Origin of the sequence: Galbibacter sp. (assembly GCF_048266365.1) — a bacterium.
Taxonomy (GTDB): Bacteria; Bacteroidota; Bacteroidia; order Flavobacteriales; family Flavobacteriaceae; genus Galbibacter.
In genome coordinates this window covers 40513-55149 of the sequence record NZ_JBLWZP010000014.1, presented here as the reverse complement: position 1 = coordinate 55149, position 14637 = coordinate 40513, and the positions used below count along the sequence as shown (strand labels likewise).

Below are 14637 nucleotides of genomic sequence, written 5' to 3'. Positions count from 1 at the left end.
ACAAGTTTTAATTAAAAGCATAAAACCATCAAATGCGGTACTCTAAATACCGCATTTGATGGTAATAGAAAAACTTATAAGCCTCATTATGGCTTAATGTTTTGATTGATTCGAAATAGATTTTTAGGGTCATATTTCTGTTTTATTTTCTGAAGCCTAGTGTAATTGTCACGATAACTGGCCTTTATTTGGTCTTGGCCTTCATCCATCATAAAGTTTATATACCCTCCTCCCAGAGAATAGGGGTGTATGGCCTCCCAATAAGATCTTGCCCAATGCGTTATTTTAGGGTTGTTTGTGGGGTCAGGATCAACACCAACGATAACTTGTGACCAATTGGCATCGCGATTCCCCCAAGCACTATCACTGTTTTTTTTATCATGGCACGCACCATTTACGGGGTAAAAGTGTACTGTAGAATGGGGTGTTGGAAGTCGATTTGCATGTATGATGTTTTGACTTATTGCCTCCTGGCTGAGGTCCTTTAAAAAAGCGGCTTTCCAATACCATTGTAATCCGGAAGGATAGAGCGCGTCGAAGAGTGATTGTAATTGCACGTATGGCATGATGTCTACATAGTCAAGCGCAGGAGTTTTAAAGCTTCTGAATCGTTCCAACGCTGCGTTAGACTTAATGGTACTCCCGAGATTACACCAAACTAGGCCACACATTTTTTTAAGGTGTAAATGTTCAGGAAAGATAGCAACCGGAGGTATTGTGAGAAACGCGAAATAGCAATAAATTTCTTTGGGCGCCTTTAATATAAAGTCTCTATAAAAAGGCATTATATGCTTGGCCTCTTCCATATGCCATAGCATTGGGCCTCCCTGTATTTTTCCGGCAGGATGGAGCTCAAATAAATACGAGGTAACAATTCCAAAATTGCCGCCACCGCCTTGTATTGCCCAAAATAGATCTGGAAAGTTATGTTCATCCACTGTAATTAGTCTACCATCAGCTAAAACGATGTCAGCTTCTAATAAACTATCTATTGTCAGCCCATAGGCTCTCGAGAGATGACCAAAACCACCGCCCAACGTAAGGCCGGATATTCCGGTTGTCGAAAAAATTCCTGTTGGAAAAGCCTTACCAAAGGGATCTAGAGCATGGTCAATATCACCCAATAAACAGCCCGCCTCTACTCGTACAGTATTAAATTTTAAATCCACCTGGATGCCATTCATCAGACTAAGGTCTATCACAATGCTATGGTCAGCAACCCCCAGGCCTGCTGCATTATGGCCTCCTGCTCGAATTGCAATTGGGATGTTGTGTATTTTACCAAATTCCAGGCTATATAAGACATCGGCAATGTTCTGACACCTAACGATCAAGGCAGGTTTTTTGTCAATCATTCCATTATACACTCTTCTGAACATATCGTAACGATCACTGTCAGGAGTGACTAGTTCTCCTTTTAATTGATTTTCAAATGCTTCTAAAGCTTTAGAATCCAAATGTTTAGTTTTCATTTTTATTTTTTGTTGGTTGGTTGGTTGAGTAGGTTTAATTCTAGAGTGGGGACAAGGTGCGTTATTGATTCTTCAAACTCCAACTTGCTTTGCAGTATAAAATGCATGGAAAGTTTACCCGATAAACGCGCAAAAAAGTCAATGTTAGTGTTCTTCATAAGGCCATGACAGTGTCTTCTTGTGCATAACAGATAGTAACCAAAAAGTCAGCTGCATATTCGCAATAATTATAAGCGAAACAACCCTTAAATTACTAAATATCCAAAGTTGCAATGTCGAATTAGGATGAAGTGCGAGAAATTAACTATAAGAGGTCAATCCTGTCCTAAATAAATTTAAGGCACTCAAAATCTAACCATTTTAAAAGGTGCTGGTGTCTGTCCTGTGGAAGTTTCAGTTCATTTGATTTAAAATCAAACATTCTTTTGTTTTGTAATAAAACAAGCTTTATCTTTGTGGCGCAAACGAAGGGAAAAATAGGTATGAAAACAAGATTATCACAAAAGCAAATTGGTCAGAGGATAGCCGAACTCCGTAAAATTAAAGGATTATCCCAAAAGGATTTAGCGAAGAGTGTTAATGTTTCTCGTCCATCTTTGGCTCAAATTGAATTAGGCAATAGGAGCGTTAATATACTTGAATTGCAACAATTGTCAATAGAATTGGAATTTTCACTAGATGATTTTATGTCTGAAAATTTTGAGATTCATCCAGAAATTAATGAGGAGAATAAAAAAAACACTACTGTTGTTGAAGAGCGTATTGCTGTGCCTAATTTAAAAGTTGATAAGTTTAAAAATGTGTTATTATACATTTTAGAAAAATGTGCAGGAAAACCAAATGTTGGAGAAACCGTTCTTTATAAGCTACTGTATTTTTCTGATTTTAATTATTATGAGTTATATGAAGAACATTTAACTGGTGCAAAATATAAAAAGTTACCATATGGTCCTGTGCCTCAAAAATTAAATACAATTATCAATCAAATGATTGAGGGAGGAGCATTGAAACGGGTCAAAACTGAATATCACGGTTATCCTCAAACTCGTTATTTACCATTGGAAAAAGCAGATCTAGAAGAGTTAAAAGCAAGTGAAACGGAAATTCTGGATAGAGTTATTGAACAAATGAGTGATTGGTCTGCGGCTGCAATAAGTAATTATTCTCATAAAGATTTACCTTGGTTAGCTTCAAAAGAGGGAGAAGTAATAGATTATGAATTAGCTTTTTATAGGGATGCCCCTTTTTCGGTAAGAAACTATGGAGATGAAATTGAACAAGAATGACTTTTGAAGAATTAACAGAATTTAAAAGAGATTTAAAAAAGCTCTTGAAAAAGTATAGAACCCTCAAGAATGATTTGGATGTGGTAAAAAAGGTGTTGGAATTTTCACCTACCGAAAGACCTCCGTTCAGTTTTCGTATTGATAAATTAGGCTTGGAAACTTGTGTAATTAAAGTAAAAAAAATAGCGTGTAGAGCATTGAAAGGGAGCGGGGTAAATTCGGGATTGCGTTTGATTTATGCTCATTTTGAACAAGAAGGTAAAATAATCTTTATTGAAATCTACCATAAGAACGATAAAGAAAGTGAAGATAGGCAAAGAATTATAGAGAATTTTAATTAGGCGGATACTTCTATGCCCTAATATTTTATGTGGAAAGCTCTGATTGAATAAAATAATATCAAAATGAACAAGAACACACCAATATCACTTGGGAATTATTGTGACCAATTCGTTCAAACCCGAATGAAAGAAGATCGATTTAAAAATGTTAACGAAATTATGCGTGCTGATTTAAGACTTTTAGAAGGGGAAGAAAGTAAAGTAATTGTAATAAGAGACGCCATTCGAAACGGAATTGCACACGACTTTGACCCGAAAAAACACATTGAATCTCTGAAAGCTAAAAAGTACTCTAATGGCTTAATATAAGCTGACCAGTGAACTACCCACCCACGCCGAAGGCGATGGGTTGGGCTTCGGGCTTCAACGAACTAGCTACCAAATAGTCTTAAGGGTCTCCACCTTTGTAATGGCAAGTTCCTCACCATATATTTTTAATCCTTCTTTAAGGATATTCTTTGCAGCGTTCAAATCACGGCTAAAGACACCTTAGCATTGCAACTGGCGCCAGGAGGAGGAACAGCCGTTTCATTTAAAGCACTACAACCCAACTGTGACATGATAAAGCGCTATTAAGCCCTACAGATATTCTCATAAGGTGTAGGATAATTAATATCAATAGGCCACCAGTAAACCCATTAAGATGAAAACAATTCCGCTGACGGTATTGAGGTGAAACATCGTTTTCGGGTTTGTTTTTAATCTTTCCGAAAATCCACTGGCCAAAAGAGAGAGCGTTATATACCATATGGTTCCCATAATGGCATAACTTAAGCCCAATGTCATAAATGGTATTGGGTTATTTATCTGCTCCGGAACAATGAATTGGGGGAAAAAGGCTAAAAATAGTAATGCAACTTTCGGATTTAAAGTATTGGTAACAAGTCCGGACCAATAACTGTTCGTTTTCCTGCCGTTTCGATGGGAGGATGAATCAATATTGACTTTTGACTTTCTATTTATAAGAGCCATTGTACCTACATAAACCAAGTAAGTCGCGCCACAATATTTTATGGCAATAAGTGCAGAAGGAACATTGGAAATGAGAACAGATAATCCTAAGGCACCAAGTAGCGTATGGATGATAATTCCTGAATTCACACCTAAAGTAGCGTATATTCCGGATTTTCTTCCTTCTCCGATTGATTTGTTTAAAACAAATATGGTGTCCATCCCGGGAGTAATAATAAAAAATAGTGTACTGATAATAAAGGTGTAAAAGTTTTCGATCCCCATGATTTTCTTTTTTAAATGAATGACAGAATCACAGTGCAAATAAAGTAGAAGAGCTACAAAAGAAAAATACTTATTTTTGCTTAACTAATGCATAAAGTGAATTAATCATGACAATTCAACAGCTTAGATATTTTTTAGCTCTTGCTCAGGAATTACACTTTTGGAAAACCTCTGAAAAGATGTATTTATCGCAATCGACATTAAGTCGACAAATTCTATCATTGGAGGAGGAGTTGGGTTGTAAGTTATTTGAGAGGGACAAAAGAAATGTGAAACTAACAGATGCCGGGCGGTATTTACAAGAGAAATGGACGGTGCTGATTGATGAGTTTGACAGAACAGTTCAACAAGCTAAAAAAATAGATTTGGGAACTACCGGGGCAATTAGTATTTCATATCCGGGATCCATAATTCATAATTTTCTACCAGAGGTATTAGAATTGTTTTCCAGAGATCTTCCTGAGGTGAAAATAGAATTAATGGAACCGGTAGATAAGGATCAGGAGCGTTTGCTGCTGGATTACAAAATAGATATATCCTTTAGCAGAGACTCTACTTTGCATCCTTCATTGCTTTGTGAAAAGCTGTACACTGAACCGGTGTGTTTGGTTGTGCCAAAACAGCATTGGTTAACTCAAGAAACCTTTGAGAATCTAAGGGATCTTAAAGATGAAAAGTTTATTACTTCCGGTTTACATCACAACACCTATTTTGCTTCGCTACTACGTCAAATGTTTAGTAGTGCTGCAATAGAACCTGAGATACAAATTGAAACCGACTTTGGGGGAATTATCTTAAATCTTGTTTCACAAAATCTCGGAGTTTCCATTCTGCCTATGTCATTTTCAAAGGCAGAAAATGAGAATCTTCGATTTATTCCATTAGAAGAAACCGTAGATTTATATGTACACTGGAGAAAAAACGATCCTAACAGAATTCTCGAACAACTCGTTGTTTATGCAAAGGAGCTTGGTGCAAAGTATGCCTTAAAATCCAAACGTTAAAATCAAATGATCCAACTAGTTCTAAGTGATTTTCCTTGTGATTAAGATCCTTCATTTGGGTATTTAAATTCACCCATGGGGCTGTTTGGTGAATGCTTGAGCGGAAGTAATGTAGTATTCTAGTAAATTAGTCGAGTTTCTATGGTTTCACCGCGGACGTTTGTTAAATTTTTCGGATCTTTGTTGTAAGTTTTTTGTATATTCTAGACTAAAGTACAAATTAAAAAAAGCATGACAAAAGAGGCTCCATTCGAGGTTTTAATTAGCTTTCATAAGCTGTTGGATAAGTATGAGTCCTTAGCACAAAGCAAAAATAAGCTTCAGGCAAAAAAAGCCAAAGAAATTTTGGAGTTAGCCGGTAGCCATAGTGAGCTACGCGATGGTATAGTGGATAGAAGCAGGGTAGGTGAGTTTCAAGAGGTTATTGACGCTATGCTTCAGGATTCTTTCTCTTCGATACTTTCGGAAAATGAAATTAAAATCGCCGGGATTCCTTTTGAATATGCTAACTTCCAGACCACACAACGATTCGATAAGATTATAGAGGACGCAGGTAAGGATTTCTTTTTGCATATGAGGGATCTTCCTGATGGTCAAATGTACGTACTCCAATGTGCCATTATACTTACGATGTACTATAAAATTGATATCAATTTTAAACGGACATTGTACTTTGATATTCCTGATAAACATGGAATAATGAGACATTACCGTATTATGTACAATGCGGATTTTATGGACTTTATACCCACAGATAAAGCAAAGGATTTAACCCAAGAAGATATAGAGGAATTGCTGGATGGTTTTGATAATTTGGAATTGTGGAAGGAAAAATTCCCGCCCAATAGCTGGATTGCAAAAGGTTTTGTCATTTCAAGTCTCTTTGATACTACTCTGGATCATTCGATCTCCAACCTAAAAACGACCCTACTGGAACGCAGTAGTGGAGATTTGCACCTTATTCAGAGGTTACAAAATATATTTAGATCCTTTTTTAATATTCGTGATCTGGAAGTAGGTTTCTCAATCTATGATAATCGGAACTTCACTTTTGAACGCTTGACTTCCGGTCTGCCTAGTTTCCTGTTATGTGATCTTAAAGAGATGGATTGTAAAACGCTCCTTTGTCAGCAAAGCAGGGAGGTGCTGCTTAAGGATAAAAGGTATCTTGCCATTTCGGATGTTGAGAAGAAAACAGCAATGCAGTGTGGGGATATGCCTTATAAAGTTCTTAACGATCAAGGACTTAAAAGTGCGATCTTAATACCGATAAATACTGGAGAAAAATTGGTTGGTGTTTTGGAATTAGTTTCCAAAAAGAGCTATGAACTCAACAGTATCAACGCTAAAAAATTAGATGATATTTTACCCTATATCACCGCAGCGGTGGTACGCTCAAATAATGAATTAGAAAATGAAATTGAAGCTATTATTCAAAATGAATATACTTCGATACATGAGAGCGTGAAGTGGAAATTTGTCAAGGAAGTGAAACGCTTTATTGACGAGCGTGCAATTGGCAACAACATGGCCTTTAAGGATATTACCTTTAAAGAAGTGCAGCCTCTTTACGGACAGGTAGATATACAAAATTCTTCCACTTCAAGAAATAAAGCTACCCAGAGAGATTTGGCAAAACAGCTTGAACTTTTAGGAGAGATATTCAGTACCCTAATGAGTATTCACCGCATACCGATCTATGAAGAATACCAATTTAGAGTATTCAGCTTTTTGGAAGAGGTGAAGAAATCATTTAAGACAGGAACTGAACAACGAATCATTGATTTTATCAAGGAAGAAGTACACCCTTCCTTGGATCAAATAGCATTGATGGATCCTTCGTTAGATGTTTTAGTAAGCGGTTATAGGGATCATTTGGACACGAATTTACAAATGGTCTACGACCACAGACAAAATTATGACGATGCGGTAACTGCTGTAAACAAGCGCTTGACGCGTGTAATAGACCAGCACCAAAAAGAAGCGCAATTGATGTTTCCTCATTATTTTGAGCGCTATAAAACTGATGGTGTGGAGCATACCATGTATATAGGTGAATCCATTACTCCCGGAGCTGGTTATAGAGACTTGTACCTTCAGAATTTGAAACTGTGGCAATTGGAAACAATTTGTGCCATGGAAAATGCATTTTACGAGCTTAAGCCGGAATTAGAAGTGGATTTTGAAGTCACCTCTATGGTTTTAGTGCACAGTTCTCCTTTATCAATAAAATTCCGAATGGATGAGAAACACTTTGATGTGGATGGTACGTATAATGCCCGCTATGAGGTTATTAAAAAACGTATTGATAAATCTCTGATTAAAGGAACCAATAGACGTATTACACAACCAGGAAAAATTGCAATCATTTACTCCCAGGAGAAAGAAGAGCTTGAATACCTACGGTATATTCGCCTTCTGCAAGCCAAGGGAATGTTGAATGACAAGATCGAGATCCATGAGTTAGAAGAACTGCAGGGTGTCAGTGGATTAAAGGCTATTTCAGCGGAAATCCTTTATTCCAATGAGGCTAATGAAAAGAGTAAATTGACCTATGATGACCTTATGAAGTCTATGGCTTAGATCAGTCCGAATGATAACCCGAAGGTTAGCACTGAAATGATCAGCCCGAATAGAAATACATAATAGGTTATTCTAAGGAGTCTATACTTTTTTGCCAGGACTGTTCCTAAGGAATGAAGATCCTTTGTCATGGATTCGTAAATATAATCTCGTTCTTGGATCATCTCCATAACTGCGTCTTCATATTCTTCATATTTCATTTTATGAAAATTTCCAAAGAAGAGGAGGTTAACATTTCTGTTATCTAAATCCTCTCTGGTAAACCTGCCGGAGGATAGGTTTGGCTTTGTGGAGAGTACTGCAAATATTACGGATACAACACTAAAGACTACCAAAACTAAGGTGGGTATAATGAGGTGTTGATTGGATGGGCTGTCTAGTTTAGGAATAAGATTTGAAAGTGCTAATGAGATGATAATGGCATTGATAGATAAAAGAATATTGGCTTTAGTGTCTGCTATGGCACTGAGTTGAATATGATTTCGTAATGAAACTCTAAATAAGGTTTGAACACCTCTATCCGGATTTTCCTGTTTGTTTTTAGCTTTTTGAGTTTTTCGAATCAGTTCATTAATATTGTTCAACTTCCCGAGTCCCCAGTTTTCACGGGCAAAACTAGTATAGTACTGATGCTTGTTATTTAGTACTTCGATGTTTTTTTCCCTCCATTGTTCTGTGGTGTATTCAGCAATTCCGAGTAGCTGAAGTTCTTGTTGTAGTAGTTCTGATATTTTAGAGAAATTCTCATCGGAAAAATGATAACTATCGGCGTCTTTAATGATTTCTTCCATAAGGTTATTAGGCTTATGGTCCATTTTAGTTGCCATGATGACCTGTATGACAAGGTCAATCTTTTCTGGGTCGTAGTTTTGTTGGGTCAAGAAATTTTTAGTGATTTCACAGCTCGTTTCTTCATGAACCTCATTACCTTTGGTATACCCTAAATCATGTAACCAAGCTGCAATAGTAATTATTTCTTGTTCAGAGGGACTTACCTCTAAGGCTTCACAAATTGTTTTTGCGGCATTGACTACTCTTTCTGTGTGAATGAGGTTATGATATAGATAGTTTTTGTCTAATTTAGTAGTTAGTAAATTTTTGGCGTATTCTGATACTTTATCTATGATCATAGCTTTTGGTAATGCGTAAGTAGAAATTTCATATAATATTACAAAATTAAACATATTCTAAATACAAATTGATGAAAAAATCTTGGATCCAATGGCGGTTAATTTTACTTGGACTAGTAGTAGGTTCATGTGCTACTTATACTTCCAAAGTTAAGGTAGGTTCAAATTCACCTAACTATCCACTGGATAAACAGTTGGATCATAGATTTTTTTTAATAGGTGACGCCGGTTTATCCAAAAATGGAAAGCCGTCTGACGCCCTGACAATTTTTCAAAACGCAGTCTCCAAAAGTACCAAAAATGATGTTGTTCTTTTCTTGGGAGATAATATTTACCCCAATGGCCTGCCGGAAGTAGGGGAGCCGGGAAGAGCGGATGCGGAATTTCAGCTTAACACTCAGCTTAGTGCGGTTAAGGATGCCAAGGCTCAGGTGATGTTCATTCCCGGAAACCATGATTGGTATAGTGGTGGCATTCCGGGGCTGGAGCGACAAGAAGAATTTATCGAATCCGTGATACAGCAAAAAAAAGTGTTTTTACCAAGCGATGCATGTGGATTGGAAGATGTTGATATTTCCGAAAGTGTTCATTTGATTATAATCGATTCAGAGTGGTTTTTGGAAGATTGGGACAAACATCCTACCGTTAATGACGATTGTGAAATAAAAACTCGAAAGAAATTTTATGAAGAATTCGAGGGGATGCTTAAAAAGAATGAGGGTAAGACTGTTATTGTAGCGATACATCATCCCTTAAATACCTATGGTACCCATGGAGGGTATTTCTCAGCAGACAAGCATCTTTTTCCTTTTCAAAACAAAGTACCGCTTCCAGTAATTGGTAGTCTGATCACACAGGTTAGAAAAACAGGAGGTGTGTCGGTGCAAGATATACAAAACCAACGTTACAAGGTCCTTAGGGATCGTTTAGAGGCTATTGCCATGGTGGCTCCGGCGAATGTGATTTTTACCTCCGGGCATGATCATTCCATGCAGTATATAGAAAATGACAACTACAAACAACTGATTGCGGGTTCCGGATCAAAAGAATCCCCGACTAAACTCACCGGAGATGCTCTTTTTGTATCTGGAAAACAAGGTTATGCCACCTTGGATGTATTTAAAGACGGTTCGGTATGGGCACGTTTTTATACTGCAAGAAATGGGCAACCTAATTTAGAATTTCAAAAAGAAGTTTACCCTACTCAGGAAGATCAATATGTCGATGATTTTCCAAAGGAGTACCCACAGCATGTGATGTCGTCTATTTATCCAACTGATGAGACTATCAAATCTAAAGGATATCAAAAGTTTTGGGGAGAGCATTACAGGGAACTTTACGGGACACAGATTAAGGCTAGAGTAGCGCTTTTGGACACGCTCTATGGGGGACTGACTCCGGTGCGTAAAGGTGGAGGGCATCAGACCAGGACCTTGCGGCTTGAAGATCCTCAAGGTAGGGAGTACAATATGAGAGCTGTTAAAAAAAGTGCTGTTCAATTTCTACAAAAAGTGGTATTGAAGGATCACAAGCTTTCTATCGACGATCTTTCAGAGACCTTGCCGGAATCATTATTGATGGACTACTATACAGCCTCATATCCTTATGCTGCATACCCTGTATCAGAACTTTCCAAGGCGGTAGAGCTTTATCATACTAACCCTGAACTATTTTACATTCCTAAACAACAGCGTCTGGGGAAATACAATGCGGAATACGGAGATGAATTGTATTTGATTGAAGAGAGACCTGCGAAGGAGCACCAGAATGTTGCTAGTTTCGGGAATGCTGAAGATATTGAAAGTACCGATGACTTGTTCAAAAAACTTCGAAAGGATGAAGAGAATGTTCTGGATGAAAACGCTTATATCAGAGCGCGATTGTTTGATATGCTTATTGGAGATTGGGATCGCCATGGAGATCAGTGGCGCTGGGCAGAATTCAAGGGAGAAGAGCAAACCGTATACCGATCAATTCCAAGAGATAGGGATCAGGCCTTTGCAGATTTCGACGGTAGTTTTTTAGCTGTAGTTCGAGCCTTAATGGCTCCTGCAAAGATGTTGCAACCTTATGGGCCGGAAATTGATCATCTGCGTTGGATTAATACGGAACCATTGCCTATGGATAGGGCCTTAATCCGAAATAGCGATCAAGAGGATTGGGTAAGGGAAGCTAAGTTTATTCAATATCACCTGACTGAACAGGTTATCGACCAGGCTTTTATGACTGTTCCTGCCGAGGTACGAGAAGAAACAATGAAAAAAGTAAAGCCTTTGTTAATGCAGCGACTCGATGGATTAGTAACTACAGCTAAGGATTATTATAAATTGGTGGACAAGGTTGCGATATTACACGCAACTGATAAGGATGATTATATAGAAGTGATACGATCCGGTCCAAAAGAAACCAGGGTTGTAATCCGCAGGATAAAAAAAGGTGAAAAGGCTGATCTGATTGTAGATAAAACCTATCATAAGGATGTTACCAAAGAACTGTGGATATACGGGCTGGATGACAAGGATGTTTTTGAGGTTAAAGGACAAGGGAAACAACCGATACTGGTACGATTAATAGGCGGGCAAAACAGGGACACCTATAAAATACGATACGGTAAAAAAGTACGCTTTTACGATTTTAAATCTAAAGATAATATTGTTGAGCTTAACAATGGGGGAACCAAACGCTTCACCGATAAATACGATAATAATATTTTCACCTTTGGAAAGAGTAATTACAGCACCTATACACTGTTGCCGAGTTTAGGTTATAATGCCGATGCAGGCTTTATCGCAGGGGTGAATTATGCTATTACCAATTATGGATTCGAGAGAAATCCATTTAGTTCAAAACATAGTCTAGGAGTTAATTTCCATTTTGCTACTTCCGGTATTGAATTGAAATATGACGGGGAAAGTTCCGGGATTTTCCATAAGCTAAATTTAGCGTATGGTTTAAAATATAACAGTCCGACTTATGCCAGGAACTTCTTTGGCTTCGGAAACCAAACCACGAATTTAGAAGATGATTTGGGGAAAGATTATTATCGCACGAATTGGAGTAACCTAAGGGGGTATCTAGGACTGGTAAAACGATCTGAATATGGAGGTGTACTCTCTGCTAAAGCAATTTTTGAGGGAGCTCAGGTAGAGGATACGCAGAATAGATATATCACCACTTTTAATCCCGATGCTTCATTTTTCGATTGGCACTATTTTGCTACAGCAGAAATAGGTTTTGAGTATGAAAGCTACGATATTCCGGTAAACCCTAGTCGTGGAATGTATTTTAAAACTACTCTTGGTTATACCCTTAACTTATCAGGGAGCAATACATCCTTTGCTTATTTAAACCCACAGATAACCTTTTATAATCCTTTAAGTCAAAATCACCGGTGGGTATTAAAGACCAATGTACAAAGTCAACTTAACTTTGGAGATGATTTTGAGTTTTACCAGGCTCCTTACTTAGGAGGAAATAGCGGTCTGAGAGGCTATCGTATTAACCGATTTACTGGAAACAAGAGCTTGGTGTTTAATGGTGATATTAGACACACCTTCAACGCTTTTAAAACACCGATCCTACCTGTAAATTTGGGTGTTTACGGTGGAGTAGACCTAGGTAGAGTATGGGTTAAAGACGAAGATTCCAAGCAATGGCATAACTCCGTTGGAGGGGGTGTGTTTGTAGTGGCCAGTGAACTGGTAAACTTAGACCTATCCTATTTTAACTCCAAAGAAGGAAATAGATTTACCCTTGGGTTTAGAGCGAGTTTTTAAGCCTTACTTAATTACATATGTGTAACATTCCAGCTTAAATTGGGATCAAAACTCATATGAGCATCGTTTGCTTTTTAAGCTATGATAGGAATTTGACAGCGTCGTGTTGCGTGGTATTTAGTTGGGTATTACCTTTACTTATTGATAGTTAAGCTCGTAATTTCCTTTGGTTACCTTCAAAGTATGGGCAATCCATGAATTTCCGGGATTATTTAACTTAATGAGCTTTACATCAGTGATTTTTAGATCTATATACTCCTTGTTAATACCTTCACTTTGTGGAGATTCGTCCGTTTTTTGATCAGTGTCGACCTCTTCAGTAACATCACTACTAGTATCTTTTTCCTTTTTATTATTACATGAAATCAACACCATCAAACTCGCCATATAAAGTACGTATAGAAAACGTGATTTTTTCATTTTAATTATTTTTTAAAATTGCCTTTCCAGGCATTTTAATAAACTTGAAGAATCGTAATAATTCTTACCATTATCATCAGTCGCATTTGCTTTAGTTGTATAGGCAAATAGCAGACTGCCATTTTTAATTTCCTCAAATAATTTGTTTTTAAGTTTATTGTTGATAGTTTCATTCTCGAAAGGGTCAATGGCAGGACAACCATGGCTTCTCCCTACTACTCCAGAGTTTTCTTTGACGTAACTGGCGGTATGCATCATGATTCCACGTCTTTGAGCTTTATCATTGATATCTTTTTCTAGACCATGTAATTTTAACCATACCCGTTTTTCTACACTTCCGTCTTTCTTTTTCTTGTCTTTATGAAATGCAAATCCTGTTACAAAGAAACCCAAACTAGACTTATTGGAACCCAAAGTATTTGAAAAATGCTCAGCGTGATGGCGCTTTCCTTCTGTGTTAACTCCATGAGAAACATATAGGAAGTTCCTTTTCTTTTGTGTTTTCATATTCAATACCACCAACCGCCTTTTATTGGAAGGAATAGAGAAATCTATAATAATCAAGTAATTATTACTCTTATCATATACTATAGTTTCTTTCTCTCCATTACCTACCGTTTTGGTAGCATTGCTGGGGCAACCATTGTCAATCTTACGATATCCTAAATAGGCAATTCTAAACGCATCCTTACTGATTTCGCCGTCTAAGCCGAACTTAGTATATAAAGCATCACTATCGTCTTTAGGGCCTATTTGAGAAATGTGCCAGTTTTTTGCTATGGACCAGGGGCCTTCAGCCGTGTTATCTGCCCAATTGTATCGCATATACTGATCTCCCTTGAAAAAATACAAATAGCCCTCGAACCGTCCTACACCGTTAATAGCCGCGTCCACTCCAGTACTAAACTCAGGTGGAAGATTCCAGGTTGAAAGCGCCCTCGGATATCCAGGAACGGGTTCGTCCTTTTCCCAATTATACTTCACATATTGATCTTTTTTGAATAAATACCCATAACCCTCAAAAAGCCCCCTTCCATTACATGCGGCATCAATTCCATTATTAAAATCTCCTGGCAAATTCCATAGAGACAATGGCTTTGGATATCCTGCCAGCGGTTTATCCGATTTCCAATTATATTTAACGTATTGATCACCCTTAAACAAATAAGCATTTCCTTCAAAAGACGCTAATCCATTAATAGCCGCATCAATTCCATCGGCAAATGCTCCGGTTAATTTCCATAGGGATAGATCTTTGGGATAACCAGGATCTGGTTTGTCTTCATCCCAGTTGTAGCGGGTGTATTTATTTCCATCGAACAGATAGCCCTTTCCTTGAAATTGGGCTCTACCGTTAACTGCTGCTTTTACGATTGCATTTGACATAGT

11 protein-coding genes are annotated in these 14637 nt (G+C 37.7%); 6 read left to right on the top strand and 5 right to left on the bottom strand.

The genetic code is table 11. The annotated features are described in order from the left end of the window. Window positions 1-86 precede the first annotated feature (86 nt). On the bottom strand, window positions 87-1472 hold the full coding sequence (locus tag ACN0TV_RS15365; protein ID WP_417363967.1) for an FAD-binding oxidoreductase: 1386 nt from the start codon (window positions 1470-1472) through the stop codon (window positions 87-89). Between the two features lie 455 nt (window positions 1473-1927). On the opposite strand from ACN0TV_RS15365, the gene ACN0TV_RS15360 reads away from it, so the two are divergent. The 3 genes from ACN0TV_RS15360 to ACN0TV_RS15350 all read left to right on the top strand — a co-directional run bounded on the left by ACN0TV_RS15360 (window position 1928) and on the right by ACN0TV_RS15350 (window position 3408). Then, a complete protein-coding gene (locus ACN0TV_RS15360) occupies window positions 1928-2758 on the top strand; it encodes a type II toxin-antitoxin system antitoxin SocA domain-containing protein (RefSeq protein WP_417363965.1) in 831 nt (276 codons plus the stop codon). Continuing rightward, complete coding sequence (locus ACN0TV_RS15355) at window positions 2755-3099, top strand: hypothetical protein (protein WP_417363963.1); 345 nt, start codon at window positions 2755-2757, stop codon at window positions 3097-3099. The genes ACN0TV_RS15360 and ACN0TV_RS15355 overlap by 4 nt, the downstream gene beginning before the upstream one ends. A gap of 63 nt (window positions 3100-3162) precedes the next feature. After that, window positions 3163-3408: a type II toxin-antitoxin system ParD family antitoxin gene (locus tag ACN0TV_RS15350; RefSeq protein ID WP_417363961.1), complete on the top strand. Its 246-nt coding sequence runs from the start codon at window positions 3163-3165 to the stop codon at window positions 3406-3408. 306 nt (window positions 3409-3714) lie between these two features. Here ACN0TV_RS15350 and ACN0TV_RS15345 read toward each other — a convergent pair whose 3' ends face one another. Then, a complete protein-coding gene (locus tag ACN0TV_RS15345; protein WP_417363960.1) occupies window positions 3715-4335 on the bottom strand; it encodes a LysE family translocator in 621 nt (206 codons plus the stop codon). 107 nt (window positions 4336-4442) lie between these two features. Here ACN0TV_RS15345 and ACN0TV_RS15340 point away from each other — a divergent pair, with 107 nt between their 5' ends. Both ACN0TV_RS15340 and ACN0TV_RS15335 read left to right on the top strand, forming a co-directional pair. Next, on the top strand, window positions 4443-5339 hold the full coding sequence (locus ACN0TV_RS15340; RefSeq protein ID WP_417363958.1) for a LysR family transcriptional regulator: 897 nt from the start codon (window positions 4443-4445) through the stop codon (window positions 5337-5339). Window positions 5340-5570: 231 nt separating this feature from the next. Beyond that, window positions 5571-7922: a GAF domain-containing protein gene (locus ACN0TV_RS15335; RefSeq protein WP_417363957.1), complete on the top strand. Its 2352-nt coding sequence runs from the start codon at window positions 5571-5573 to the stop codon at window positions 7920-7922. Here ACN0TV_RS15335 and ACN0TV_RS15330 read toward each other — a convergent pair. Next, window positions 7919-9052 (bottom strand): Pycsar system effector family protein, encoded by a 1134-nt coding sequence (locus ACN0TV_RS15330; RefSeq protein WP_417363955.1) that lies wholly within the window; start codon window positions 9050-9052, stop codon window positions 7919-7921. The genes ACN0TV_RS15335 and ACN0TV_RS15330 overlap by 4 nt on opposite strands. Window positions 9053-9123: 71 nt before the next feature. Here ACN0TV_RS15330 and ACN0TV_RS15325 point away from each other — a divergent pair, with 71 nt between their 5' ends. Beyond that, a complete protein-coding gene (locus ACN0TV_RS15325; protein WP_417363953.1) occupies window positions 9124-12828 on the top strand; it encodes a metallophosphoesterase in 3705 nt (1234 codons plus the stop codon). Window positions 12829-12966: 138 nt separating this feature from the next. On the opposite strand, the gene ACN0TV_RS15320 is transcribed toward ACN0TV_RS15325, so the two are convergent. Next, window positions 12967-13248 (bottom strand): hypothetical protein, encoded by a 282-nt coding sequence (locus ACN0TV_RS15320; RefSeq protein ID WP_417363951.1) that lies wholly within the window; start codon window positions 13246-13248, stop codon window positions 12967-12969. Window positions 13249-13260: 12 nt separating this feature from the next. Further along, on the bottom strand, window positions 13261-14634 hold the full coding sequence (locus ACN0TV_RS15315) for a murein L,D-transpeptidase catalytic domain-containing protein (protein ID WP_417363949.1): 1374 nt from the start codon (window positions 14632-14634) through the stop codon (window positions 13261-13263). Between the last annotated feature and the right edge of the window lie 3 nt (window positions 14635-14637).